The 25,581-nt window shown below is 66.4% G+C and carries 22 protein-coding genes, 1 other RNA gene and 1 pseudogene; 5 read left to right on the forward strand and 19 right to left on the reverse strand.

The window, feature by feature from the left end:
* Positions 1-161: 161 nt before the first annotated feature.
* A complete protein-coding gene (locus tag MJ777_RS16325; RefSeq protein WP_239377065.1) occupies positions 162-350 on the reverse strand; it encodes a hypothetical protein in 189 nt (62 codons plus the stop codon).
* 516 nt (positions 351-866) lie between these two features.
* Between MJ777_RS16325 and MJ777_RS16330 the strand changes: the two genes are divergently transcribed.
* Entirely contained in the window at positions 867-5,690 is a 4,824-nt protein-coding gene (locus tag MJ777_RS16330; RefSeq protein WP_239377066.1) for a DEAD/DEAH box helicase, read from the forward strand.
* A 633-nt stretch (positions 5,691-6,323) separates the two neighbouring features.
* On the opposite strand, the gene MJ777_RS16335 is transcribed toward MJ777_RS16330, so the two are convergent.
* Positions 6,324-6,590 (reverse strand): hypothetical protein, encoded by a 267-nt coding sequence (locus tag MJ777_RS16335; protein WP_239377067.1) that lies wholly within the window; start codon positions 6,588-6,590, stop codon positions 6,324-6,326.
* Positions 6,591-6,838: 248 nt separating this feature from the next.
* On the reverse strand, positions 6,839-7,051 hold the full coding sequence (locus tag MJ777_RS16340; protein ID WP_239377068.1) for a hypothetical protein: 213 nt from the start codon (positions 7,049-7,051) through the stop codon (positions 6,839-6,841).
* A gap of 143 nt (positions 7,052-7,194) precedes the next feature.
* On the opposite strand from MJ777_RS16340, the gene MJ777_RS16345 reads away from it, so the two are divergent.
* Both MJ777_RS16345 and xerC read left to right on the forward strand, forming a co-directional pair.
* Entirely contained in the window at positions 7,195-8,118 is a 924-nt protein-coding gene (locus MJ777_RS16345) for a tyrosine-type recombinase/integrase (protein ID WP_239377069.1), read from the forward strand.
* A gap of 24 nt (positions 8,119-8,142) precedes the next feature.
* A pseudogene (xerC, locus tag MJ777_RS16350) lies at positions 8,143-9,486 on the forward strand (tyrosine recombinase XerC); the annotation flags it as partial.
* Positions 9,487-9,718: 232 nt separating this feature from the next.
* On the opposite strand, the gene ssrA reads toward xerC, so the two are convergent.
* From ssrA to ftsE, 4 genes are all read right to left on the reverse strand, one after another.
* Positions 9,719-10,092: a transfer-messenger RNA gene (ssrA, locus tag MJ777_RS16355) on the reverse strand.
* Positions 10,093-10,375: 283 nt separating this feature from the next.
* Complete coding sequence (gene smpB / locus MJ777_RS16360) at positions 10,376-10,855, reverse strand: SsrA-binding protein SmpB (protein ID WP_239311139.1); 480 nt, start codon at positions 10,853-10,855, stop codon at positions 10,376-10,378.
* A gap of 197 nt (positions 10,856-11,052) precedes the next feature.
* Positions 11,053-11,910 carry a permease-like cell division protein FtsX gene (gene ftsX, locus MJ777_RS16365; protein ID WP_239311140.1) on the reverse strand — a complete coding sequence of 286 codons (858 nt, stop codon included), beginning with the start codon at positions 11,908-11,910 and terminating at the stop codon, positions 11,053-11,055.
* 30 nt (positions 11,911-11,940) lie between these two features.
* Entirely contained in the window at positions 11,941-12,630 is a 690-nt protein-coding gene (ftsE, locus tag MJ777_RS16370) for a cell division ATP-binding protein FtsE (RefSeq protein WP_239311141.1), read from the reverse strand.
* 46 nt (positions 12,631-12,676) lie between these two features.
* Between ftsE and MJ777_RS16375 the strand changes: the two genes are divergently transcribed.
* Positions 12,677-13,093 (forward strand): hypothetical protein, encoded by a 417-nt coding sequence (locus tag MJ777_RS16375; protein ID WP_239311142.1) that lies wholly within the window; start codon positions 12,677-12,679, stop codon positions 13,091-13,093.
* A 70-nt stretch (positions 13,094-13,163) separates the two neighbouring features.
* Here MJ777_RS16375 and cobA read toward each other — a convergent pair whose 3' ends face one another.
* On the reverse strand, positions 13,164-13,958 hold the full coding sequence (gene cobA / locus MJ777_RS16380) for a uroporphyrinogen-III C-methyltransferase (RefSeq protein ID WP_239311144.1): 795 nt from the start codon (positions 13,956-13,958) through the stop codon (positions 13,164-13,166).
* 124 nt (positions 13,959-14,082) lie between these two features.
* Positions 14,083-15,183, reverse strand: a complete 1,101-nt coding sequence (prfB, locus tag MJ777_RS16385; protein ID WP_239311143.1) for a peptide chain release factor 2 — start codon at positions 15,181-15,183, stop codon at positions 14,083-14,085.
* 541 nt (positions 15,184-15,724) lie between these two features.
* On the opposite strand from prfB, the gene MJ777_RS16390 reads away from it, so the two are divergent.
* Positions 15,725-16,660: a hypothetical protein gene (locus MJ777_RS16390; RefSeq protein WP_239377070.1), complete on the forward strand. Its 936-nt coding sequence runs from the start codon at positions 15,725-15,727 to the stop codon at positions 16,658-16,660.
* A 59-nt stretch (positions 16,661-16,719) separates the two neighbouring features.
* Here MJ777_RS16390 and MJ777_RS16395 read toward each other — a convergent pair whose 3' ends face one another.
* The 10 genes from MJ777_RS16395 to pruA all read right to left on the reverse strand — a co-directional run.
* The gene (locus MJ777_RS16395; RefSeq protein WP_370652740.1) at positions 16,720-17,124 is read right to left on the reverse strand and encodes a pilus assembly protein TadG-related protein; all 405 of its coding nucleotides are present in this window, start codon (positions 17,122-17,124) and stop codon (positions 16,720-16,722) included.
* A gap of 89 nt (positions 17,125-17,213) precedes the next feature.
* The gene (locus MJ777_RS16400; RefSeq protein ID WP_239308170.1) at positions 17,214-17,651 is read right to left on the reverse strand and encodes a hypothetical protein; all 438 of its coding nucleotides are present in this window, start codon (positions 17,649-17,651) and stop codon (positions 17,214-17,216) included.
* 146 nt (positions 17,652-17,797) lie between these two features.
* Entirely contained in the window at positions 17,798-18,190 is a 393-nt protein-coding gene (locus MJ777_RS16405; RefSeq protein ID WP_308127774.1) for a TadE/TadG family type IV pilus assembly protein, read from the reverse strand.
* Positions 18,191-18,197: 7 nt separating this feature from the next.
* The gene (locus tag MJ777_RS16410) at positions 18,198-18,383 is read right to left on the reverse strand and encodes a hypothetical protein (RefSeq protein ID WP_239332901.1); all 186 of its coding nucleotides are present in this window, start codon (positions 18,381-18,383) and stop codon (positions 18,198-18,200) included.
* Positions 18,384-18,462: 79 nt separating this feature from the next.
* Positions 18,463-19,407 (reverse strand): type II secretion system F family protein, encoded by a 945-nt coding sequence (locus MJ777_RS16415; RefSeq protein ID WP_239345969.1) that lies wholly within the window; start codon positions 19,405-19,407, stop codon positions 18,463-18,465.
* A 58-nt stretch (positions 19,408-19,465) separates the two neighbouring features.
* Entirely contained in the window at positions 19,466-20,326 is an 861-nt protein-coding gene (locus MJ777_RS16420; RefSeq protein WP_239377072.1) for a type II secretion system F family protein, read from the reverse strand.
* Complete coding sequence (locus tag MJ777_RS16425) at positions 20,326-21,654, reverse strand: CpaF family protein (protein WP_239308166.1); 1,329 nt, start codon at positions 21,652-21,654, stop codon at positions 20,326-20,328. Before MJ777_RS16425 ends, MJ777_RS16420 begins: the two co-directional genes overlap by 1 nt.
* 454 nt (positions 21,655-22,108) lie before the next feature.
* Complete coding sequence (locus MJ777_RS16430) at positions 22,109-22,321, reverse strand: hypothetical protein (protein WP_239377073.1); 213 nt, start codon at positions 22,319-22,321, stop codon at positions 22,109-22,111.
* Positions 22,293-23,777, reverse strand: a complete 1,485-nt coding sequence (locus tag MJ777_RS16435; protein ID WP_239377074.1) for a hypothetical protein — start codon at positions 23,775-23,777, stop codon at positions 22,293-22,295. The genes MJ777_RS16430 and MJ777_RS16435 overlap by 29 nt, the downstream gene beginning before the upstream one ends.
* 361 nt (positions 23,778-24,138) lie before the next feature.
* The coding region (gene pruA, locus MJ777_RS16440) for an L-glutamate gamma-semialdehyde dehydrogenase (protein WP_239377075.1) at positions 24,139-25,581 on the reverse strand (1,443 nt) is incomplete at its 5' end.

Raw genomic sequence — 25,581 nt, forward strand, 5'->3', positions numbered from 1 at the left:
GTGCACGCCCTGCGGCGACCCACCGATCGCGGGGGTCGCAGCACAGGAACTTTCCGAGTCGGACATGACAACGGCCCGGGGCATGGTCGCCCGGGCCAGCTGGAATGCGAGACCTTCAGGATGGCGGCTGCCAGGGCCGTGCGCCATCCCCGGGTCAGATCTCAGTCGGCGGGAAGCTCGTACAGGAGCTCGTAGCGGTCCGCCGGGATCGTGATGTCCGCGGACGGCAGCGTCGAACTCACCGTCCAAGTCGGTGTTGGCCCGGACGAGCTGATCCGCGCGCTGGCAATGTACGTCCCGCCGGTTGTGGGCCTGGAGTCCGTCAGCGAGGCCATCAGCGGGGGGATCACGTTCCGGTTCATCCCCCGGACATAGGCCCAGTTGGAACACTTGGAACAGTGGTGTTCCAAACGGCAGGGCTCAAAAGTGCCTGCGCTGCAACGATTGGAACACTTGGAACACGGGTCTGTGCTGTGGAGCCGCGTGGACGTTCGGCGCACTGATCCCTCTGGCTGATGTTCCCCGTCCTAAGCCTGCTTTGGAGGTGCGGTGATGCTTCGCGCAGATCTACGACAGGCTGAGGACAGGGCCAGCAGGGTCTCTACGTGAGGAGCCGGTTCCAGCTGGTGTCCGTCTACGGCAGTCGGCACCCTGAACTCATGTTGAGCCCGTAATGGCCAACAGACCGCCCACGTGCCACCCCGCATAGCGATGTCCATATTAGGGCAATAATGGTTGTTTGAACTAAAAATCCGTTATTGGCATCAACATCCAAGGGTGCCCCCTCGATAGGCCGAGTGCTCCGGATGGCAGGATCGCCGGATAACTCGGTAACTCTGCGGATAATTCGGGGGACGAAACCTGCCGTGACGACGACGATTCATGACGTACTTGATGCCATCAGGCAGCAGCCCCTCTCCAACCACGAACGCGGCGAACGGTTCGAGCGCCTGATGGTGCGCTACCTCTCCCTCGACCCCCTGTATGCGGAGAAGTACAGCGAGGTGTGGACCTGGCCGGAGTGGCCGGGTAACCGCGGCCGGGGCGACACGGGCATCGACCTCGTGGCCCAAGAGCGTGCGACCGGCCAGTACTGCGCCATCCAGTGCAAGTTCTACGAACCCCAGCACCACCTGGCCAAATCCGACATCGATTCGTTCTTCACCGCCTCCGGCAAGTCCCCGTTCACGAGCCGCATCATCATCTCCACCACGGACCGGTGGGGCCGCAACGCCGAGGAGGCACTCGAACACCAGACGATCCCGGTCTCCCGAATCGGGCTGGCCAACATCGCCGAGTCCAAGGTCGAATGGGAACTGATCCAGCCCGGCGTGTACGCGCCGCGCCTGGCGCCGAAAAAGAAGCTAAGAGATCACCAACGGCAGGCCGTGGACGCGGTACTCACGGGGTTCGCGACCCACCACCGCGGAAAACTAATCATGGCGTGTGGGACTGGCAAGACCTTCACTTCCTTGAAGATCGCCGAACATGTGGCGGTCGCGAAGGCGAAGACCGGTGGAGGCGCCACGGTATTATTTCTGGTTCCTTCGATCTCCCTGCTGTCGCAGACGCTGCGGGAGTGGACGTCGGAATGTGAGACGCCGTTCCGGGCGTTCGCCGTGTGCTCGGACAGCAAGGTGGCCAAACGAGCCGACACCGAGGACATCCGCGCTCACGATCTGGCATTCCCGGCGACGACCGACACCGCCAGGCTGGTGCAGCAGATGGCGGCCACCGACGGCGCCGCCCAACTAACCGTCATTTTCTCCACATACCAGTCGATCGGCACGATTTCGGCCGCGCAGCAGCGGCACGGGATCCCCGAGTTCGACTTGGTGATCTGCGACGAGGCGCACCGGACCACCGGCGTGACCCTCGCGGGGCAGGACGAGTCAAACTTTGTCAAGGTGCACGACAACGGCTATATAAAGGCCATCCGCCGCCTCTATATGACAGCTACCCCGCGACTGTTCAACGACGCGACCCAGACCGCTGCCAGGCAGCACGAAGCCGTCTTATGCTCCATGGATGACGAGGCGCTGTACGGACCGGAGTTCCACCGCCTCGGTTTTGGCAAGGCAGTAGCGCAGGGCCTGCTCACCGACTACAAGGTTCTCATTCTCACCGTTGATGAGAAGCACGTGGCCACGTCACTCCAACGGCAGTTCGCCGACGAGGACAACGAGCTCTCGCAGCTGGACGACGCCGTGAAGATCGTCGGCTGCTGGAACGGCTTGGCGAAGCGACCGGGTGGATTCGCGGACGGCACCGGGTTTCAACCGGGCGAGGCGCCGATGAGGCGCGCGGTCGCGTTCGCCAAGAACATCGCCGACTCACAGAAGATCACTAAACTGTTCGGCAAGGTCATCAGCGACTATGACAGCGCAAACGAGGACATCCTCCACTGCGAGGTCAGGCACGTCGATGGCACCTTCAACTCACTTCGCCGTAACGAGCTGCTCGACTGGCTCAAGCAGGACCCGGGCGAGCACCACGCCCGCATCCTCTCGAACGCCCGCTGCCTTTCTGAAGGCGTGGACGTTCCCGACCTGGACGCCGTGCTCTTCCTGCACCCCCGCAACTCCGTGGTCGACGTCGTCCAATCCGTCGGCCGCGTCATGCGCAAGGCCGAAGGCAAACAGTACGGCTACATCATCCTGCCCGTCGGCATCCCGGCAGACATGGCACCGGAGAAGGCCCTTGCCGACAACAGGCGTTTCAAGACGGTCTGGCAGGTACTCCAGGCCCTGCGCGCCCATGACGACCGCTTCAACGCGACCGTCAACCAGCTGGATTTGAACAGTAAGCGCCCGAACAACATCATGGTCGGCCATGCCGGCCCAGAGGAGGACTCGCTCGGTGGCGACGGCAGCACCGATCCCAGCAAGACGACGACGCGGATCGCGCAGCAGCTGACGTTCGACGTCGAGGACTGGCGTGATGCCATCTACGCAAAGATCGTAACTAAGGTCGGCGAGCGTCACTACTGGGAGGACTGGGCCAAGGACATCGCCCAGATCGCCGAGAGACACGTCGCCCGCATCGAAACCGCGCTCGAACTCCCGGAGAAGAGAGCCGCGTTCGGGAAATTCGTCGACGAGTTGCGGGCCGGCATCAACCCGGGCGTAACAACCGCCGACGCCATTGACATGCTTGCGCAGCACCTGATCACCAAGCCCGTCTTCGACGCGCTCTTCAAAGACTATGCCTTCTCCGAGCAGAACCCGGTCTCTCGTGCAATGCAGCGCATGCTCGACGCCCTAGACGACCAGGCGATCGGCGAGGAAGCCAGGAAACTTGCCGGATTCTATGAGTCGGTGCGTGTGCGCGCAGAAGGCATTGATAACCACGAGGGGCGCCAGAGGGTTATCACGGAGCTGTACGAAAAATTCTTCAGGACGGCCCTGCCGAAGACCGCCGAATCGCTCGGTATCGTCTATACTCCGGTTGAGGTCGTCGACTTCATCCTGCGTGCTACCGACCAGGCGTTACGGCGGCATCTCGACACCGATTTGTCGGCTCCGGGCGTACATGTGATCGACCCGTTCACCGGCACCGGTACCTTCATCGTGCGCCTGCTCCAGAGCGGGTTGATCACACCGGACGACCTGTTACGTAAGTACACCAGCGAACTGCACGCCAACGAGATCGTATTGTTGGCCTACTACATCGCCGCGGTTAACATCGAGGCCGCGTTCCACGACCTGTGGGAGACCAGCGGCGGGGGTGCAGGGTACGTGCCCTTCGACGGGATCGTGTTGACCGACACCTTCCAGTTGGCTGAGGACGTGAACTCCCTTGAGGCCGTCATGTTCCCGGAGAACAACGAGCGGGTCCGCCAGCAGAAATCACTCGACATCCGGGTCGTGATTGGTAACCCGCCGTACTCTGCGGGGCAGACCAGCCAGAACGACGGCAATGCCAACCAGCGTTACCCCACCCTCGACCGGCGCATCGAGACCACCTATGCGGCCCGCTCCACGGCGACGAACAAGAACTCCCTGTACGACAGCTACATACGGGCCATCCGCTGGGCGTCTGACCGCATCACCAGCGAGGGTGTGATCTGCTATGTCTCCAACGGCGGCTACATCGACTCCAACACCGCCGACGGTCTCCGCCTGACCTTGGCCGAGGAGTTCAGCACCATCTACTGCTACAACCTGCGCGGCAACCAGCGCACCGCAGGCGAGCTCTCCCTCAAGGAAGGCGGCAAGATCTTCGGTGCGGGTAGCCGTAGCACAGTCGCCATCCTGCTGCTAGTCAAGACCGCTGATCCCAATCACGGCTGCCGGATCTTCTACCGTGACATCGGCGACCGCCTCACCCGCGAACAGAAACTCGACATCCTGGCAAAGGGTGACCTCGACTCGGTTGAATGGCAGGTGATCACTCCGAACGTCGAGGGCGACTGGGTGAACCAGCGTCACTCGGCCTTCGATGCGTTTACTCTCCTCGGCGAGAAGAACGTCAAGGGCACCACTCGGCCCTTGACGGTTTTTAGACTCTATTCGCGCGGACTGGCAACTGGGCGGGACGCCTGGGTCTACAACTACTCGGCTGACGCGATGCGGCAGAACGTCCGACGGATGATCAATTTTTACAACAGTGAGGTAGACGCCTTCCACGCGTGGCGTCGCACCAATGCGAACGCCGATCCAGCTCGACAGGTCGACGATTTCATCGACCTCGACCCAACAAAAATCAGCTGGAACCGTGGAACTAAGAGCGATTTGACAAAGGGTCGCAAATACTCTTTTTATCCCGCCGCCTGCACAGTCGGCATCTACAGGCCGTTTTCCAGGCAGCACGTATACTTCGACCGCCAACTCAACGACATGATCTACCAGCTGCCGAAGATGTTCCCCACATCCGACCACAGGAATTCAGGATTCTATCTGAACGGACTGCATGCCCACGGCGAATTTGCCGTGCTGATGGTCGACGAGATCCCATGTCTCGACCTGTTTGGCAAAGGAGGCCAATTCTTCCCGCGATACACCTACGAGAAGGCCGAGGTGGACGCTCGTCAGCTCGACCTGTTAAGCGACAGCGGCGACGGCGACGAATTCAAGCGCGTCGATAATATCACGGATAAAATTTTGTCGGATTACCGTAATGCCTACGGATCAGGCGTCGATAAGGACGATATTTTCTACTACGTGTACGGCCTTCTCCACTCCCCCGTCTACCGCACGCAGTTCGCCGCTGATCTGAAGCGGATGCTGCCGCGCATCCCCAAGGTGGTCGACTTCCACGGTTTCGCCGAGGCGGGCCGACGGCTGGCCGAACTGCACCTCGGTTACGAGTCGGTGCAGCCGTATCCGCTGGAGGAGCACATTCGCCGGGGCAACCTGGACGATCCGGCGCTGTACCGGGTGCAGAAGATGGCCTTCGGAGTCGGCAGGGATCGTAGCCGCATTATCTACAACGCACACATCACGCTGACCGGCATTCCAGACGAGGCTTACGGGTACATGCTGGGCTCCCGTTCCGCCGTGGAATGGGTCATGGATCGCTACCAGATCAGCGTCCATAAAGACAGCGGCATCCGCAACGACCCCAACGACTGGTCGGCACACGTGGGCAACCCTCGTTACATTTTTGATCTGCTCAAGCGCGTTGTTACCGTCAGCATTGAGACGATGTGCATCGTCAATGCCCTGCCTCCGCTGGACTTGAGGCCGTGAGCGTCGGATCAAGAATCGATATCGATGAGGCAACCGTCGGAGCGGCACCTACCGCGGTCCGCGTCGCGGACCGCGGTATAGAGATTGCCAACGCGGATGCCGCCGGATACAAGAGGGGACGTATTGCAGCGTCCATAGCGTCCACCCCGTTGCGTTTCCGCAGGTCAGAGGGGTATCGGGGTGGACGCTAGCCCGTTTTCAGCGTCCCCCCGGGTGTGAGAGCGTGCTGGCGCGTGGGAGTGGGAGCCCGGGGGTAGCCTGCGTACGTCCCCACCACCCGTGGGGGTGAACCGTCCTCCGATCGCTCCTCGGATCTGATCTTCCCCACCTGTGTGGGGGTGAACCGGCGCCCGGTCAGTCAGAACGGCCGTCCCCACTCGCGTGGGGTGAAGGCCCGTGGGGGTGAACCTGCGGCCGGAATCCGCACAGCGGGGCGGCTCGACACCTTCCCCCACCCTCGGTGGGAGTGTACCGCGCCTGGTCGGCATGCTGTCCGCTGTGGGGGTGGCCCGGACATGACACCGGGCCAGGCCTACCCCCGACGTGGACATCGGCGCACTGACCAGGTCGCCACCCGAGACACGACGGAGCCCCGCCAACCCGAAGGTCGACGGGGCTCTGTTGGCGCCGTGGTCAGTCTTCCGACGACTCCCGCGCGCCGTAGTAGATCGCCGGATCGAAGTCGTCCGGCAGGTCGCGGCAAAGCTGGGAGTCGAGCTGGTTCCGCAGCTCGTCCACCGCGTCCATCGCCCTCTTCGCGGCCTTCGGCGCCTTGTGGGTCGTGCCGTAACGGCCCGACAGCGACACCCACAGGTTGGCGAACTCTCGCGAGCGAGCGATGAGAGTGTCCCCCATGGCGCGGTGCTCGTTCAGGGTGAGCGGGGCCTTCTTGGCAGGCATGTGCCTCTCCTTCAGTCCGCGAGGGTCAGGCCGGCCCATCCGTCGATGCGTTCCGTGTGGTCTCGCCGATGCCCGGAACCTTCCGGACATCCTCGTTGAACGTGATCCGTGACATGGGCTTTCTGATGCCGGATTCCTGCGCCCACGTCGTGTAGCTCAGGTACGCAGACTTCCGGGAGGTCCAAGCCCAGCGTGGCGGCCAGCTCCCGGCCCGGGGCATGGTCACCCGGGCCGGAGCAGGTAGAGCGCTACGCAGGAAGCAGCGCTCTACCGTCATGCGCTCGGACGGCGGGCGGGCCGGTGCAGGTGGCATCGAGAAGCCGGACGGCGTATGCCTCGTCCATACTGGCCCGGATCTCGTCAGGGCTTATCCATCGCAGGCGGGAGGTCTCGTCGCTCGTCGATGCGGTGCCGCCGACGATTCGGCAGCGGAAGACAAGCGCGACGACGTTCAGGTTCATGCACACGCCCGTGAGCGAGTCGGGCTCAACGAGGTAACCGGTCTCTTCCCAGACTTATCACAGGTTGGAAGTGGGGGATTTCCATGGTCAATATTGCAGTGAGTGACAGTACAACTACGGCAATTGTGGCGCAGGATCAGGTCATGTCCGACCGGACCCGATCCCGCTTGGCCGATGCCGTCCCTGCGAACACCCGGCGGGCCTACACCCGCCAGTGGGAGCAGTGGGAGCAGTGGTGCGCAGCCACCGAGCGGACAGCACTGCCTGCTACAGCCGAATCGCTGGCCGAATACGTCACGGCGATGGCCGATGATGGCCTATCTCCATCGACCATCGAACAGGCGACGGCCGCGATCCGCACCGCCCACCGCGCGGCCGGCTATGCCGGACAGCCGGACACCACGGCGGCACGGATGATCCTGCGCACGGCCCGCCGGGAGCGCTCGGCATCAGGCCGGGGAGCGAAACAGGCGCCACCGATCACCGTGGACATCCTGCGCAGGATGATCGAGATCTGCGACCCGGGAACAGCATCGGGTCTGCGCGACCGTGTCCTCCTGGTCGTCGGGTTCGCCCTGATGGGCAGACGTAGTGAGATCGCCGCGCTCCGCCTCGATGACGTTGTCGAGACCGAGGATGGCCTCCTCATCACGATCCGGCAGTCCAAGACTGATCAGGATGCCGCTGGCCGCACGGTGGCCATCCCGCCTGGTCAACATGCGGACACGGACCCAGTCCGCCTCGTCCGAGCATGGCGACGGCTGCTCAGTGAGCACGACATCACGGAAGGACCGCTCCTGCGCCGAGTGGATCAGCATCAGTTCATCCACACCGCCGGGCTGAGCGGCACAGCGATCAACGAGGCGGTCCGCAGGCTGGCCATCCGCGCCGAGCTACCGGGTGCCGAGACCTACACCGCACACAGCCTGCGCAGTGGTGCAGCCACGGCCGCCTACCGGGCAGGCGCACCCGTATCCACGATCGCCCGGCATGGCCCTGGTCGCCATCCAGCCCGGTCGTCCTGGGCTACATCCGCGCCGTGGATCAGTGGACCGACAACGCCCTGACCGGCGTAGGACTGTAGGCGACCCATGAGAATCAAAACGGAGAAACGCTGCGGGTGCCGTGACGAGAACGGCCGGCAGCTCGGCGCGAAGTGCCCGCAGCTGACGAAGCGGACCCATGGCGTGTGGTCCTACCGGCTCCGCGTGCCCCGAGAGCTGGTCGCACTGGTCGGCAAAGAGTTCCTTCGCGGGTCCGGTTTCACGACCGCAAAGCAGGCCGAGGAGGCCGCAGAGAAAGCCGTCGCGCGCGTTCGTGCTGGTCAGCAGCACGTCGGCGCGCTGACAGTCAGCGCCTATCTGTGGGACTGGCACGGGCGAAAGAATGCGCTGCGCCCGACGACCCGGAAGCGCTACGAGCAATTCATCCGGCTTCACCTAGAGCCGTTTCTTGGCGAGCAACCGTTGACGGGGCTGCGCGCCGATCACATCGACACGGCACTGAAGCGCGCAGTGGAGGCGTCACAGGCTCGCCACCGACCGATCGGACCAGCCACGGTGAAAGACGTACTGGAAATGGTGCGGACCGCGCTGAACGACGCGCTGAGACACCGGATGATCGATTTCAATCCGGCGATCGGGGTAGAGCTGGCGTCGCACCCATCGCCGGAAGTCGAGCCCTGGGAAGCCGAAGACGTCGGCCGGTTTCTGGATGAAGCTGCCGGCGACCGGTTGTCGGCAGCGTATGAGCTGCTCGCCCTTCACGGTCTACGTCGCGGCGAAGTGTGCGGGGCGACCTGGTCCGGATTGGACGAGACGAGATCCGTCTTGATGATCCGTCAGCAGATCGTCCGCAGTGGCACATTGCTTGGCGTGTGGCCACCCAAGACGAGGTCGGGCCGTCGCACCGTCGACCTGGACTCGGTGACGCTGGGCTCCCTGCTCGCGCACAGGCTCCGCCAGGATGACGAGCGTGCCGCGATCGGTGACGGGTGGGACAACGGGGTGTTGCCCGACGAGCATGGCGCTCCGGTCCAGCTCCGTAATCTGATCTTCACGCATCCGTCAGGGCGGCACCTGGCCCCGGAGTACCTGACCAGGCAGATGCAGCGCATCGCGCGCCGTGTGGGATTGCTCGGCACCGTCCGCGTGTCAGCGACGGCCGGGGCGACCACGCTCACCATTGGCACGCGGTACCGGCCGGCACAGGGCACCTGGACGCTCTACCGGGACCGTGAGCCGATCGGGGAGGTGACGGTGAGCGGCGCGACCCGGCAGGGTGCGCGATCGCTGCTGCACCTGGCCTGGCCGTTGCCGGTGGCTCTGGCGGTAGGGGACGAGATCGGAGAGCAGCTGCTCTCCCCCAAGCGACTACACGATCTACGTCACGGGTCGGCATCGATCCTGCTTGCCGAAGGTGTCGACATCACGATCGTGTCCAAGCGTCTCGGCCACTCGTCAACGTCGGTGACCGGGAACATCTACGCGCACCTGTTGCGCTCAACGGGGCAGAAGGCCGCGGAGACGATCGCGACGGCGATCCCGCGGACGGTGCGACGTGCCCACCCGGTGCCCACAAAAATCATGGAGGGTGCGACGTGTGATGTCGGGATGAGTGTCGTTCCTGGTCAGGGGCCTGTTCCGAGTGGACAGACCCCTGACGATCATGTGGAGGTGGCGGGAATCGAACCCGCGTCCTCCGGCACCGCAACAGGACTTCTCCGGGCGCAGCCTGCTACTTGTTTCTCAGCCCCACCAATCACACAGGCATGCCAGTGTGGGCTCAGTCACTGTGAGATGTCCCATCCGACCCCGTGACCGGGTCAGACGGTGATCCTCCTAGCGACGCCAGGCCCTGAGCCGGAGGAGCTCCCAGGCTGACGGCTCCTTATATTCCCTTAGGCAGCGAGGCTGTAAGGGGATGGAGCAGACTGCGACTTGTTGGCAGTTATTTCTTTGAGCGGATCGTTAACGAGATAACCGCTCATCCTCGGCCCGCTTCCCCTGCCTCGACGTCCGGAGTCGAAGCCGGTCACCCCCGCGTTCTGTCGGTGTTGATGTTCTGTCGGTGTTGACTGTGGCTCATTTCCAGCGCTTGCCGATCGTACGTGAGGAGTGCCCGAACGACCGCCCACGCAGCCCAACACCGGCTGCGCGCCCTATCTTCCCATGGAGTCCCGGTCGTCCGCCACCCGGGTCTGACCCGGTCTGACGGACGGCGCCCTGGTCTGACAGACGGCGCCCTGGTCTGACAGACGGCGCCCTGGTCTGACAGACGGCGCCCGGCGCAGCATGGGCGGTGCGCTGCCTACGCCGGCAGGGGTCAATCCTCCCGCCCCTTGGCCCGGCGGCCCAGCGCTCGGGAGACCTCGCGGGAGGCGTCCCGCTCGGCGAGCGCGTGCCGCTTGTCGTAGGTCTTGCGCCCGCGGGCGAGAGCGACCTCCACCTTTGCCCGGCCGTCCTTGAAGTAGATGGACAGCGGGACGATGGTCAGGCCGCCCTCCTTCGTCTTGCCGACCAGTTTAGCGATCTCATCACGATGCAGCAGGAGCTTACGGCGCCGGCGCGGGGTGTGGTTCGTCCACGTACCCTCGGTGTACTCAGGGATGTGCACACCGTGCAGCCACGCTTCCCCGTCGTTGATCTGGGCGAAGGCGTCCACCAGTGACGCACGGCCCGCCCGCAGCGACTTCACCTCGGTGCCCTGGAGCACCAGCCCAGCCTCGATGGTGTCGAGAATCGTGTAGTCGTGCCGGGCCCGCCGGTTCTGTGCGACCAGCTTCCTACCGGTCTCCTTTGGCACTTCTGGTGTCCCTCTTCCTCGCAAGCCCCATACACATTCACGTCCCAGGCAGATCCCAGGCAGGTCCCAGGCAGGTCCCAGACAGATTCCGCCGAACGGGCCGGGGACCTGGACCTCGGCCACGCGTGCGCGGCAACGTCACGTAGCCGCCGGCTCTCCAGGCTACGCCGGCCGCCGGGCAGGCCGGAACGGATGGGTCAGACCCGCAGGTATCGTCGCAGCGCGACCGCAGCCAAGATCGCGGATGTCACGGTGCCGATCAGGAGAACAGCGACGGCAACGGCCCACACCGCGCCCCAGCCGAAGAGCGGGAACATCGCCTGCCGGGCAAACTTATGATCAACAAAATAGACCTTGCACACGATCAGTATCACCACCGCGAACATCCCGCCGAGCATGCCCGTAACCGCACTCTCCATGACGAAAGGCGCGCGGATCGTCGCGTTGGTGGCCCCCACCAGACGCATGATCGCGGTTTCCCTACGTCGCCCGTGCGCGGAGAGGCGGATCATCGCATAGATCAGCACCACCGCGGCAAAAGCCTGAACGGCGGCAAGCGCGAAGGTGCCGACCGCGAACGCGCGCAGGAAGCGATAGAGCGGCGCGACCAGCGCGCGCTGGTCGCGTACCCGGTCAACGCCGCCCCTCCCGGTGTACTCCAGAACGATCTCGCCAGAGCGGCGTGGGTCAACAAGCGTGAGACGGAACGACGCGGGCAGGTCGGCCGCGCTCACGCCGCTCACGACATCCGGCGAGTTACGGAAGTCACGGGTGAAACGCGCGAACGCACGCGCCTTGTCCTCGTAAACGACCGCCCGCACCAGGGGGTCAGCGCGCAGATCGGCCGCTAGCGCGGCACGTTCGGCGCTGGAGACTCCGTCGTTGAGGTCGATAACAACCTGGATCTGGTCGAGGAAAAACCTGTCGACGGTCCGGGCCTGTGCCCTCAGCAACAGGCCGGCTCCGAGCAACGTGAGGCAGATCGTCACCGTGACGATCACCCCGAGGGCCATCGACAGGTTGCGCCGCAAGCCGCTGACACCGATCACGAGCATCTGACCCAGCCACCTACCAACGGCCATCACTTACAGTGCCAGCCCGTAGGCGCCCCGCAGCTGGTCACGCACGAGGGCACCGTGTTCGAGCTCGATGACCCGGTGACGCATGGCGTCCACCAGAGTGGCGTTGTGCGTGGCCACGACAACGGTCGTACCGATCTGGTTGATCGCATCCAGCAACTTCATGATCCCGGAACTCGTGACCGGGTCCAGGTTGCCGGTTGGTTCGTCAGCCAGCAGGATGCGCGGACGCCCGGCAAAGGCCCGGGCAACCGCGACCCGTTGCTGCTCTCCGCCGGAGAGCTCGTCGGGGTAACGACCCTCTTTACCAGCCAGCCCCACCAAGCTGACGATCGCGGGGACGACAGCGCGTACCACCGGACTCGGCCGACCGGTGACCTCCAGGGCAAAGGCCACGTTGCCGGCGACCGTCCGGTCGGGCAGCAACCGGAAGTCCTGGAACACGCACGCCACCCGCCGGCGCAGCAACGGCACCCGGCGCTCCGGGATCCGGTTCACATCCAGGCCGGCAACCTCGACCACGCCGGCCGTGGGCCGTTCCTCCCGCAGCAGCAGCCGCAACAAGGTGGACTTCCCCGACCCCGACGGACCGACCAGGAAGACGAACTCCCCCGCGGCGATCTCGACGGTCACGTCATCCAGCGCGGGACGCGCACCTGCTGGATACCGTTTGGTCACCGAAGTCATGCGAATCACGCTTACCACTCCTCGCATCCAAATAGACACTCTAGGTCATCGGTGGATGCTAGCCAACAACGCGGCGGTCACGGCCCCGCGGGCATCCAGCGACCGCGAGGAGCATCACCAGACAGCCAGCGCGGCGTCGCGAGGCAGACAGGGGTGGCGCGGGGAACAGCGGGTAGACAGAGGGCGTGGCCGGCTGAACGGTGGCGGAACTTTTCTGGACCGTCAGACATTGTGCGGGTCAGCGCGCAAGCGCGATGATGCTGGCAGCGGACGCGGGGAGGTCGACGGCATGTGCTGCGAGGACCTGGTATGCGCCCGATGTGCCGGGCCGGTCGCCGAGGCACGGTGTCCGTCCTGCCGATCGGCCCGTGACTCGATGCACCACTCCCCCACCACGATCACACCTCAGATGCTGATCGTCATCGTGTCCGTGCTCCTGGCACTGACCCTGCTCGCCGTCCAGCACGGATAGGTTGCGCTGCGCCCGGACAGGTATCGAGCCCCGTTCGACCCGCCAGGTCACAGCTGTCAGGCCACAACTGTCAGGCCAGCATCTCCCGCAGCGCGACCACGTCGCCGATGACGATGACGGACGGCGGCCCGATACGAGCGTCATCGGCCAGCGCGGCGATGTCCGCGAGCGGCCCAGTGACCACCTTCTGACCAGCGCTTCCGCCACCATGGATCACAGCCGTCGGGGTGGATCCCGCGCGGCCCCGCTTCACCAGCTCCGCGGTGATCTGCCCCAGCGCACCGACGCCCATCAACACGACGATCGTCCCAGCGCCGGTCGCCACGGCATTCCAGTCGACCGTCGAACCCGGATGGGACGGGTCGAGATGACCGGAGACGATCGTGACATCCTGGGTGATCCCACGGTGGGTGACCGGAATACCAGCCAACGCCGGTACCGCCACGGCGCTCGTCACACCCGGCACAACCTCGCAGGGCACCCCCGCGGCCCGACAGGCCAGCGCTTCCTCACCACCACGGCCGAAAACGAAAGGATCGCCGCCCTTGAGCCGCACCACCCCGAGGCCCCGCCCGGCCCGATCCACGATCAGACGGTTGATCTGATCCTGGGTGATGTTGTGGCCGTGCGCCTCCTTGCCCACGTCCACGATCTCGACGCCGGGCCCGAGGTCGGCGAGCAGCGCCCGCGGAGCCAAGCGGTCGACGACCACCACATCGGCCCGGCGCAGCAGCTCCATACCTCGAACAGTGATCAGATCGGGACGGCCCGGCCCACCGCCGACCAGCGCCACCCAGCCGCCCGCGGCGGGCCGCGCGGGCACGGCGGCATCCGGCGATACCGCCCACACGGTGGCGCCGGCCATCAGGCCTGTCTCGGAACTGTCCATGGTCCTAAGGTTGCCTCGGGAGGCGCGGACGCGCGAGAGACGCCATGAGCCCGGTGCCCCCGTACCCCGCGCGAGAGCGCCGATCGGCCACCGTCGACGATCAGGCCGGGCCTTCGGCGGTGCGCCGCCAGCGGATCTCAGCATCGATGAAGTCGTCGATATCGCCGTCGAGCACCGCTCCGGTGCCGGACGTCTCCACATCGGTCCGCAGATCCTTCACCATCTGATACGGATGCAACACGTAGTTGCGGATCTGCGAGCCAAAGGAGACATCCTGTGGGCCGCCGGTCAGCCGCTGCTTCTCGGCAGCCTCCTCCACACGTCGGCGCTCCAGCAGTTTGGCCTGGAGCACCATCATGGCCGCGGCCTTGTTCTGTAGCTGGCTGCGTTCGTTCTGGCAGGTCACCACGATGTTCGTCGGCAAGTGGGTGATCCGCACCGCCGAGTCGGTGGTGTTGACGCCCTGCCCGCCCGGTCCCGACGAGCGGAAGATGTCGATCCGCAGTTCCTTGTCGTCGATGTCGACGTGGTCGGCCTGCTCGACGGCGGGCGTCACCTCGACCCCCGCAAACGACGTCTGACGGCGGTTCTGGTTGTCAAAGGGGCTGATCCGCACCAGCCGGTGGACGCCGTGCTCGCTGCGCAGCGTCCCGTAGGCGTATGGCGCCTTGATCTGGAACGTGGCGGACTTCAGGCCCGCCTCCTCCGCCTCAGAGGTGTCGAACACCTCGGTGCTGTACCCGTGCCGCTCGGCCCAGCGCAGGTACATGCGCAGCAACATCGCGGTCCAGTCGGCGGCGTCCACGCCACCGGCTCCGGCGGACAGCTGAATGATCGCATCCCGCTCGTCGTACTCACCGGACAGCAACGTGCGGACCTCGAGCGCGGAGATGTCACGAGTGAGTTTTGGCAGGCCCGCCGCGGCCTCAGCCAGCAGGTCGTCATCATCAAGGTCAAGAGCGGCGAGAATGTCGTCAAGGCGCCGTCGCAGCGCTTCGACGCGCGCGATGTCCCCCCGCGCCGACGAAAGCCGGCGGGTGACGCTCTGCGCTCTGTTCTGGTCGCTCCACAGGTCCGGATCCGCCGCCTCACGCTCCAGATCAGCGGCGCGACGCCGGAGACTTTCAAGATCAAGAACTGCTTCGATGCCGGTGAGCGTCGAGTCGAGAGTCTTGATCTCCTCTGTGAGGTCGGCGGCCATGAGACCTATCTTACCGGCGGGAACGCACCACCCCCAGCCGGATTCCGATCTTGGCGTGGCGACATTGGCACCCGCGCCAGCGCGCCGCCGCGCGGTCGTCCCACCGGTACCCCCGCCCGGTTCGATCGCTCGAGGTTCACCCGCCCGTAGACGGCATTGTCCCCGGCGGGCAGCCCGGCCACCGCCACTGTCATAGCCCTAGCCCTAGCCCTAGCCATAGCCGCCGGCACCGGCACCGGCATGCGGCAACCGGACGGCGGCCGAATGACGGCCAGCTGGCAGAAACACGGCCCGCCGGCCCGAAACCCGAGCGCGGCTCTGCTACAGGCCGGAAATCCCTCCAAGGTCAACAGGACATCGGACCCGACCAGAATTGACGTGGAGAGACTTAAAGCACATCCAGCACGCCCTCGCTACCGAGGTGTCAGCGCGGCCCAACGACTATCTTGACTGTCAGTAGGCTCTTCGGCCAGGAAAGTGGTGACAGGCGGGTGTCATTCCATGTTCGGCCGGATTTGGCGTTGCTGGGCGCTGGTGAGCCGTGAACGACAGAACAGCCGGCACCTACCTCTCGACCGATACCGGCGAACTGCATGACGCCTGTATCCGGACCCTGGCAGAGACACTCATCAGCTACGAGACGGCTAACCTGACCGACACCGTATCAATGCTGACGCCGCTGGAAAAGACCACCCGGACAGTGCCCCGTACCCGACGGTTGCGGGGCTCGGTCGCGCTGGACTGGATGCGGCTGCATGCCGCCGTGACCGCGACCATGGCAAACGCCGCATATGACCAGGGGTGCCACGGCGACGCGGTCTCGCTGGCCGACCGGGCCGCGGCGGTAGCACGCGCCGCTGGCGACGGCCCACTTGCCGGCAGCGCGCTGGCGGTACGCGCTCGGGTGGTGCGCCAGCACAGCCCGACGGTGGCGCTGCAGATCGCGGGGGCCGCCAACCGGATCGCCGGCGCAAGCCCGGCCCGCGCCATGGTGACCGGCAAGGTCTCGGCCGGCTCGTACGCGGTCCTCGGAGATATCGCTGGTGTCCGGCAGGCCGTCGCCCGCTCCTGGAAAATCATGGAACAGCTGGAGCCATCCGCGCAGGGCCGGCCCGGATTCGCGCTCACCACCTATTCCCCAGCGGACCTGGCTCTGGCCAGCGCCGAGGCATTGACCACCGTCGGTGTCGCGGACGAGGCCGAACCCCACCTCGAACGGGCCGCCGCACTGATCGCGGACAGCGGGCAGACCGGAATGATCATTGCTGTCCAGATGGCACAGGCGCGGACCGCGCTGGCACGCCACCGCCCCGACCCCGACGAGGCGGAACAGCATGTGTCCAGCGCGGTCGCGCTGGCGGCGCAACGACCGGCCCAATGGGTTGCCCGGCTGGTACGCGACATCTCCACGCTCGCCATCAGACGCACCGGCCATCAGTTCGACGGGCTCGTCGCCGCCACCGCCGGCTGGTTCTGACCCTCCCCCCGCGCTCCCCCGCGGTGCGTCCCGGTAGCCCCGGTGCGTCCCGAACGCCGTCAGGCGCCGGGCGGGCGTACCAACGACTGGGCGTCCGCGCTGGCCGTGACGGTGACCGGGCCGATGCCCAGGAGCGCCACCACCGGCAGGACAACCGTCCGGGTTCCGGTCACCCGGACGGTGGCCGGATTCAGCAGCTGCGCGGTCAGCAGCGTATGCCCGGACGGATCAGCGTCGGCCTGGTATCCGGCGACAGCGGCGGTGACCTCGGCAAGCGGCAGTTGCTGGAAATCCTGGGTCGCCGTGTAGATAGCGGCATCGTCGACATGCTGCGCGGCGGCGAGCGCGGCACCGTCGGCCGCCGAGGCCACGGAACGTCTGGCCAGATACACCGCGGAGGCATCGGTCACCACAAGCGCCAGCATTAACGCAATCATGACATAGCCGAGAGTGAGTATCAGGATCGTGCCGGCGTCCGCGCCAGTTCGCGGCTGCTGGCACGATCCCGCGCGAGACGCCCGCCCAGGCCTGGCTGTGCCCTGCCACAATCGGCTCATGCGACTGTCCGGTCGCGCCGGTAGGCGTCCACGACGACGATGAATTTCCCGTTCACCGTGATATCCGCCAATCCGGTGAACAGCCGTGCGGTTCCGGGCAACGCCGCGACCGAACGGACGCACACAACGAACCGCGCGCCCGGAGCCAGCGACGCGGCTCCGTCGCCTGGGTCCCCCGCACCGCAGTCCGCGCCCTCCGGGGCGAACCGCACCTCGGGTGCGCCGTCAATACCCTGGTCCGCGAAGGCCAGCCGAGCGGCCACCCGCGCGCGCTGGACGGCCTGATCCTCGCTGTCCGCGGTCGCGTAGGCCCGGCCGGCCGCTCGGGCGGCCTGGGTGACCGCGAAAGCCGACCGCTGGACCGAGAACACGCTGAGGAAGAAGTAGACAAACGGGATCAACAACAGAACCGACAGCCCAACGAACTCGATCAACGCGGTACCACTGTCATCAGGCCCGCGAAGGCACCCGTACGGACGCGGCCACAAACACGCGCGCAACCGCGGGCACCGCCCGCCGCGGTCCAGCGCCCGCCGTGCGGGCGACCAGGCCCGCACAAGCGGCGACCGGCCCAGCGGTCTCACGGCGTCTCCTTGACCGCGTGCCCGACCACTTTGATCGTCGTATTCGCTCCGAACGGCATAACGGCCAACGGCACCACAACCTCGCACCGCACCTCAACCAGTGGCACACCGGACGGATCAACCACCGCTCCACTCGTGCAACGGGTGTCGGCCCGCCCGGGAACAGACGAAACGATCAGCCGCTCGGCGTACGGACCGCCGGAATCATCGGTCATGCCCAGGTTCGCCGCGTGCCGCGCGCCCTCAGCCGCGTCCGCGGCGAGGGTATTGCGGACATGCAGGACGAGGCCAACCTGGATAACGCCGAGAAACAACAGTAACAACAGCATTCCGACCAGCACGAACTCGACGACAGCCGAGCCCCGCTCAGCAGCCAGGCGGACCGACACCGGCCGGTCAGCCGTTGCCGACCACGGAGTCGATCGCGTTGGTGAACACGTCCCGCAGCTGGGGCACGGCGACCGCCATCAGTGCCACCACCAGCGCCGCCGTCATTACCGTGACCATCACCCAGCCGGGCACGTCACCGCGATCGCCGCGATCCCGAAACCGGTTGTCCGGCACATCGCGAAAGACCTCCAGCCGCGCCGGTGCCCATCGGCCCAGCAGCTTCACGAATATCCGCACAGTCGACAACTCCTCACATCACATCACATCATGATCACTGCGCATTGAACGTCAAGCTCACGACCGCTGGATAGAAAGCAAAGATCACAGTAGTCGGCAGGACAAAGAAGACGACCGGCACCATCATCGCGATCTCCTTGCGGCCACCGGCTTCCAGCAGCTGTCGCTTGCCCGCCTCCCGGACGTCGACCGCCTGTGCCCGCAGCACCTCCGCCAGCGGCGTACCGCGCTCTATCGCCACCGCCATGCCGTCGACGAACCGGCTGAGCGAGGCGACCGTCGTCCGGGTGGCCATACCCTCCAGCGCCTGGACGAGGGTGGCGCCGGCACGCGCGTCCGCGAGAGCCAGCCGCAGTTCGCGGCCGAGCTCCCCGTGCGACAGCCGGCTTACCCGTTCCAACGCTCCTATCGGGCTCTCACCTGCGGTAACAGCCAACGCGAGCAGCTCGGCAACAGTCGGGAACTCGATGAGAATGCGTTCCTCACGTTCTCGTATCGCTCGGGTCAGCCACCAGTCCCGGGCGACGACCCCGCCCGCGACGCCGGCAACGACCAGCGCAACGCTGACGATCGGCGGCGGCCCGAAGCCCAGCAGCGCACGCAGCAGCAGCAGAAAAGCGCCGAACAGCGCCCCGGCGGCCGAGCAGACCACCTGCTGAACCCGGAAATCCTCGATGGAGGTCCGCCCGCCGGCCTGCGTCAGGCGGCGCTGCAACGCGGCACGCCCACCGAGGAAACGGTCGAGCCGGTGAGCCGCGTCGGCGATGAACGGCCGGAGCAGTTCCTCCAGGCCGCTGCGCGAGGCGGCAGGCCGGGCGCGATCCGCGAGCAGCCTGGACTGCGCCGGAGTATCCCGCAGGTAGGGGTCGATCCGGTCCGCGAGCCGGATCCGCCGGACCACCGGCGACCGCAGCACGACAATGGCCAGGCCGACACCGGCCAACAGCCCGATCAGCGCACCTGTCGCGACTGGGCTCATCTGGGCCGCACCGCCGCCGTCGGCATCGGCATCGGCCCGCTCCGCATCAGCCAGCTCATCATGGACGCAGTACCCGGCCTTCTTCGGGAAGTCGGCCGATCTTCTTCATGAGCAGGTATGCCACCACCGACACCCCGCCACCGACCGCCAGTACGATCACGCCGGTGGGGCTGTCATAGGCGCGTACCGTCTCCCCCCGGGTTGCCAGCAGCAGCAGAACAACCCACGGTGCGGCAAGCGCGAGCCGCGCGGCGTTGATCGTCCAGCTCTGTCGGGTCTCAAGCTCCGCGCGGGTCCGAGCGTCCTCTCGCAGGAACGTCGACAACGTCCGGAGCAGCCGGCCGAGGTCGGTCCCACCTACCTCCCGAGCGGTACGCAACGACTCGATGATCCGGTCCGCGATCGGATCAGAAAGATCATCAGAAAGTCGGTCCAAGCTCGCCGAGAAGGATCCGGTCGCCCGGTACTCCTCGCCGAAACGGGTGAAAGCGGGGCGAAGCGGCAGCGGGCCGCGCACCCCCACCGACGCGAGCCCCTCCGACAGCGGCATCCCCGCTCGTACCGCGCTGGCCAGGTTGTCGACGACATCCGGCCACAGCTCCCGAAGGTCGTGCATACGCGCTCGGCGCCGGCGCAGCACCATCGCGCGCGGCAGCAGCGCGGCGAAGATGAAGAAGGCTCCGCCAAGCGACCAGGTGGCGGTGAAGGCCAGCACGATCAGGCCCACCAGCAGCCCGGCCCCGATACTGATCACAAAAAACTGGTCGGGGCTGACTCCCGGGATACCCGCCTGAACAAGCAGCTCCCGGGTCCGGCCCCGCCATTTCACGGCGACGGGACCACGCGGGGCACGGGTCCGCCCGCTGGAGACGATGAGGAACAGGCCGAGGCCGAACAGCAGCCCGATGAAGATGCCCATCAGTGCTCGACCGCGATCTCGGCCCACGAACGGTCGGCAAACGGCGCCCGGTCCAGCTCGGTCACCCGATCCATCCGGTCACGATCGGTCATGGCAAGCAGAGTTGGCAAATCATAGCCGGCCCGGGCGAACCGGTCGGCATGTGGCGGGTAGCCGTCAGCCCGCACCAGGGCGTCGTTACGTGATCGGTAGATCTGCGCGGTCTCGACGACGTCCCCCTCCGTGCGCCCCGACAGCGAGACGATCTCGGTGACACGCCGCCGCCCGTGCGCGTCCTTGGCGAGATGCACAACAAGATCGATGCTGGCGGCGACCGTCGGCACCACAAAAGCATGGCTGACGTTCTCCCCCGCGAGCAGCGGCAGGGTGCACAGCTTGGTGACCGCTTCTCGGGCCGAGTTCGCGTGCAGGCTGCACATGCCGGGCAGGCCCGAGTTAAGAGCGATCAGCAGGTCGAGCGCCTCTTCCTGCCGGACCTCACCGACGATAATGCGGTCGGGGCGCATCCGGAGGGCCTCCTTGATCAGACGACGGAGCCGGATCTCGCCGGTGCCCTCCAGGTTGGCCTGCCGGGTCTGCATGGCCACCCAGTCCGGGGACCGCAGCTTGAGCTCGAACACCTCCTCGCAGGTGATGACCCGTTCCCGCCCGGGGATGGCCGAGCCGAGGCAGTTGAGCATGGTGGTCTTTCCCGCCTGCGTCCCGCCGGCCACGATGATGTTCAGGCCAGAGGCGACAGCGGCCTCCAGGAAGGCCGCCGCCGCCGCGGTGATCGTCGCCAGGTCGATCAGCTCGTCCATACTGGCCGCGGATAGAACGAACTTGCGGATATTGACCGACCAGTGGACGCGGGTGACGTCGGGGATGACGACATGCAGACGCGACCCGTCCGGCAGCATGGCGTCCACGAACGGAGTGGATAGATCCACTCTGCGCCCAGAGCTCTTCAGCATCCGTTCGACCAGGTCCTGGACCTGATCGGCGCTCAGGATCGTCGTGGTCAGCTCGCTGCGCCCGTTTCGCGCGACGAAAACGCGCCCAGGTTCGTTGATCCAGATTTCTTCCACGGCCGGGTCGTCCAGATGGCGTTGCAGGGGGCCGAATCCGGCGACCGCGTCGTGGACAAGCCGCGCGGTCGTGGCGCGGTCGACAATCGCCGGGAGATCACTGGTGAGTGTGCGTTCCTCGTATTCAGCAAGGACGTCCTCGACAAGCTCACGGATCCGCGTGGGCTCGCGAACCGGGTCGAGGGATCGACGCCGGACCAGTTCACGCACTTCAGTCTCAATGAGCGAAGTGGCGTCCAGCCAGCTGCTGCGTGTTGTCACCGAAAACCCGATCTTCCTGGTTGCCCCTTCGGACCGACCCGCTCCCGGGAATCCTCGCGAAGCGTAGAAAAAAGGTCACAGGCAATCAAGTACCCAGCCCTGATTTCCGCCTGGCCCGGCTTCCTCGCCCCACCGCCACCGCATGGACCGCCGGCCGCCCGAGACCGCCGCCGGCGGCACAAAACCATGATCACGCCACTTTTGGCCAAACAACCCCCATGACATCACCATTCCCACAACTATCGCATCCAGCCCGCGCCGGCCCGCGAACAGCCCCATGCGGAACAAACAGGATCATGAAGTCGGTCAATGACTCATTACTTTGCGTGCCGATCAAAGCGGCCGTGACCGTGGCGCGAGACAACGCTTTCAGAAGCCGGGGAAACGGCCGGCGCCTCGCGGCCGAAACAATCCGGCACGCAACGGTGGCGACCGGCCGGCGAACGCGGAGCGGTCAGAAGATCGACGCGGGTTTGTTCTCGGGCACAGCTATCCGGCCGGAAATCGCGCCCGCCGACAAAATTTTCGCGATCATACTCACGGTGGCGGCCGAACCAGCGGTCACCAGCTCCCAGCTCAGCAAGGTTGTCAACGACCGGCCTGCCCACGCGGCCCCGACCAGCGGGCCAGCCAGCGGATCAGGCCACGTTCCCGTGGTGGCGCTCATACAGCGAGCGTGCCTGCCCCACCCAGTCATCTGAGAAAAGCCGGTCACCGAACCCGTCGAGTACCTGGACGAGGCCATCGATCTGATCACCGTCGAGCTCCGCAAGCTGCCGGAAGCTCGCGATGCCAAGCGCGTAGAGACGCGCCTCCACAACCGGGCCGATCCCCACGATCTCCTTGAGATTGTCCCGCCGAGTTCCCGTTACCTCCGCCGGTATCGCGACCGAGAAGGCGCCAGCGCCGCCGGCAGCCGTCAGCGAGGCGAGCGCGACCGAGCCGGGCAGGACAGCCTGGGGCTGTCCGGGCGGCGCGCCCGGTACCGGGCGCGCGGTCTGCACCGGGACCACATCGACGAGCGCCGGGTCCCTTCCGTCGAAGGGGAAATCGCCGGCCCACTCACTGTCAGCGGTGCTCCACCCATCGGCGTCGCTATTGCCGTCGGCGTCGTGCGCCAGTACGGGCCCGGCATCATCCCGGCTGACCGGGGTATCCACCCGCTCACCCGGCGCGTGCCCGGGGCCGGCGGCCTCCTCGCTCCGCCCGCTGTGGCCGCTCCGCTCGTCCCGCTCGATCCGGGCCAGCAGCCGGACCTTTTCCGCCGCCCACTCAGCCTGATGACGATCAAGTTTGGTCGTCATCGTCGCAACCTGACGCTGCGCGTCCTCTGCCTCGGTACGGGCCATCGCCAACCGGGACGAGAACTTCGCTGCCCGCCCCTCCGCCTCGGAGAGCTGCACCCGCAGCCGCGCCGCCTCGGCGGCAAGCGTCTGGACAGCCTCCGCATCCCCCCGCGCGTGGGTTTGGCCCGACCTGGTGGCTACCAGGTCGGATCCCCCGCTGGTGTCGACGGCCGCCGACGAACCATTCGGCGAACCAGCCGCCTGGAGCGCCGCCCGGGTGACCGGCGCGGCCTGGACAGGCACGCTGGTCTGCCGGTTGACCCGCTCATGAGCCTCGGCCTCCGCCAGGGCTCCCTCGATCGTCCGCACCCTGCGGCCCGCGGCGAGGACCTGGCGCTCCACCGCCGTGACCCGCTGCTCGGACTCGGCCGCCCGCTGTTCGGCCGCGGTCAGACGCGCCGTGAGCGCCGCTTTCTCCAGCGCCCACTCGTCGTCCTGACGGCTGAGCCGTGCTCTCATCTCTGCGACGAGCACCGCCGAATCGACCGCCATGTGGTCCGTCAGACCCTCGGCGCCCGCGTCCCCATCCGCGGCGACACCGCCCGCCGCGGCCCGGCCCGCTTTCGACGCGCCCCCGTCGACCCGGCCGTTCGCCACCGCTGGACGGGCCACCGCTGGACGGGCCGCCGCCGGCTCCACGCACACGGCGGCCAGGGCACGCCGTGCCTCCTCGCTCTGGCGACGCATAGGGCCGATGAGGAACACCCAGGCCAGCAGTACACCGATGACCAGTGCCGCCGCGACAAACACCAGGATCTGGCCGGCAAGGTAAAGCACGAGCGATCAGTCTCCTTCCCGGGTGCGCCGGGCACACCCGCAATCCTTCACAAAGTATCGCGAAGGACGAAAGCGATCGTAACACCCGGCAACGGAGTATCTCGCCGTGAGATCCAGCCGGCATATTCGATCATCGATCGCTCTTTGGCCGGACAGGTCCCGTCGACCGCCGCACGGCTGACGGGAAAGGTAGGACATCGTGCTTGCCGCACCTGGTGGCCAACGATTGCACAGCCATGTTTCAGACGTCCAGTTCCTACCGGACAACCAGCCGGCAACGGATGTGGTCCAGGTGTCCGCCGCCGGCACGGCTCTCCTCGTGATATCGCCCGCGAGCCGCGGCCGCACACATCACGAATCTTCAAGCCATATGTGGATAGAACACTGTCCGCGGCGGGTCGAAGGTCTCCTTGAGTGTCCGCGGCGAAACCCACCGCAGCAGGTTCAGCGCGGAACCCGCCTTGTCATTGGTACCGCTGGCACGCGATCCGCCAAACGGCTGCTGACCGACCACCGCACCCGTCGGTTTGTCGTTGAGATAGAGGTTTCCCGCGCTGTAACGCAATGTCTGGGCAGCCGTGGCGAGTGCGGCCCGGTCGCGACCGAATACGGCACCGGTCAACGCGTAAGGGGCGACATCGGCGACATCGGCCAAGATCGAAGAAAACGCATCCGTACCGGTCTGCGGACGATCATCATACACATGCACGGCAAGGACCGGCCCGAAGTACTCCGACGTGAAGACCTCGTGTGTGGGGTCGGCGCATACCACGACGGTCGGTTCCACAAAGTACCCGACCCGGTCGTCGGTACCGCCACCGACGAGAACCGACACGGCCGGATCCGCGCGCAGCCGCGCGAGCAGAGCCGCCAACCGGCCGAACGCCCGTCGATCGATCACCGCGCCGCCGAACAGGCCCAGGTCCGACACGTCACCGTAGGTCAACGCCGCGGTCTCGGCCACCAGCCGGTCCCGCAGGCCAGCCCGCCACATCGAGGCGGGGAGATAGGCGCGGGAGGCCGCCGAGCACTTCTGCCCCTGGTATTCGAACGCGCCGCGGACGAGGGCAACCGCCACGGCATCCGGGTCGGCGCTGGCATGGGCCACCACGAAGTCCTTGCCGCCGGTCTCACCGACCAGCCGCGGGTAGTCGCGGTACCCCTCGATCCCGTCCGCGACCGTCCGCCACATCGCGCGGAAGGTGGCGGTTGACCCGGTGAAGTGCACGCCAGCGAGAGCGCGGTGGCGCAACGCGACGGCGGAGACAGCCGCGCCATCCCCGGTGACCATATTGATCACGCCCGGGGGAAGACCCGCGGCCGCCAGCAACGACATGGTGTGGTGGGCAGCGAGCTGCTGGGCCGGGGCGGGCTTCCAGACCACGGTGTTACCCATGATCGCTGGAGCGGTCGGCAGGTTCGCCGCGACCGAGGTGAAGTTGAACGGGGTTACCGCGAGGACGAAGCCCTCCAGCGGCCGGTAGTCCATGCGGTTCCACGTCCCCGGAGCCGAGACCGGTTGCCGGGCGACGATCTCACGGGCGAACGCGGCGTTGAAACGCCAAAAGTCGATCAGTTCGCAGGCCGCGTCGATCTCCGCCTGGTAACAGCTCTTGCTCTGCCCCAACATGGTCGCGGCGTTGAGGATGTCCCGCCACCGCCCCGCGAGCAGCTCGGCGGCGCGCAGGAACACAGCCACGCGGTCGTCCTGGCTGAACGCCCGCCAGGCCGGCCCGGCCGCCAGCGCCGCGTCGACGGCCTCCGCGACGTCCCGCGGCGCCGCCGTCCGGCCCATCCCCAGCAC

The sequence above is a fragment of the Protofrankia sp. Cj5 genome, from assembly GCF_917627405.1.
Taxonomy (GTDB): domain Bacteria; phylum Actinomycetota; class Actinomycetes; order Frankiales; family Frankiaceae; genus Protofrankia.

Excerpts from the sequence above, each read along its gene's own strand:
- MJ777_RS16335 (WP_239377067.1), bottom strand. The coding sequence starts at position 6,590 with ATGCCTGCCAAGAAGGCCCCGCTCACCCTGAACGAGCACCGCGCCATG.
- MJ777_RS16340 (WP_239377068.1), bottom strand. The coding sequence starts at position 7,051 with ATGAACCTGAACGTCGTCGCGCTTGTCTTCCGCTGCCGAATCGTCGGC.
- MJ777_RS16345 (WP_239377069.1), top strand. The coding sequence starts at position 7,195 with ATGTCCGACCGGACCCGATCCCGCTTGGCCGATGCCGTCCCTGCGAAC.
- ftsX (WP_239311140.1), bottom strand. The coding sequence starts at position 11,910 with ATGCTCGTGATCGGTGTCAGCGGCTTGCGGCGCAACCTGTCGATGGCC.
- MJ777_RS16375 (WP_239311142.1), top strand. The coding sequence starts at position 12,677 with ATGCTAGCCAACAACGCGGCGGTCACGGCCCCGCGGGCATCCAGCGAC.
- cobA (WP_239311144.1), bottom strand. The coding sequence starts at position 13,958 with ATGGCCGGCGCCACCGTGTGGGCGGTATCGCCGGATGCCGCCGTGCCC.
- prfB (WP_239311143.1), bottom strand. The coding sequence starts at position 15,183 with ATGGCCGCCGACCTCACAGAGGAGATCAAGACTCTCGACTCGACGCTC.
- MJ777_RS16415 (WP_239345969.1), bottom strand. The coding sequence starts at position 19,407 with ATGAGCCCAGTCGCGACAGGTGCGCTGATCGGGCTGTTGGCCGGTGTC.
- MJ777_RS16420 (WP_239377072.1), bottom strand. The coding sequence starts at position 20,326 with ATGGGCATCTTCATCGGGCTGCTGTTCGGCCTCGGCCTGTTCCTCATC.
- MJ777_RS16430 (WP_239377073.1), bottom strand. The coding sequence starts at position 22,321 with ATGAGCGCCACCACGGGAACGTGGCCTGATCCGCTGGCTGGCCCGCTG.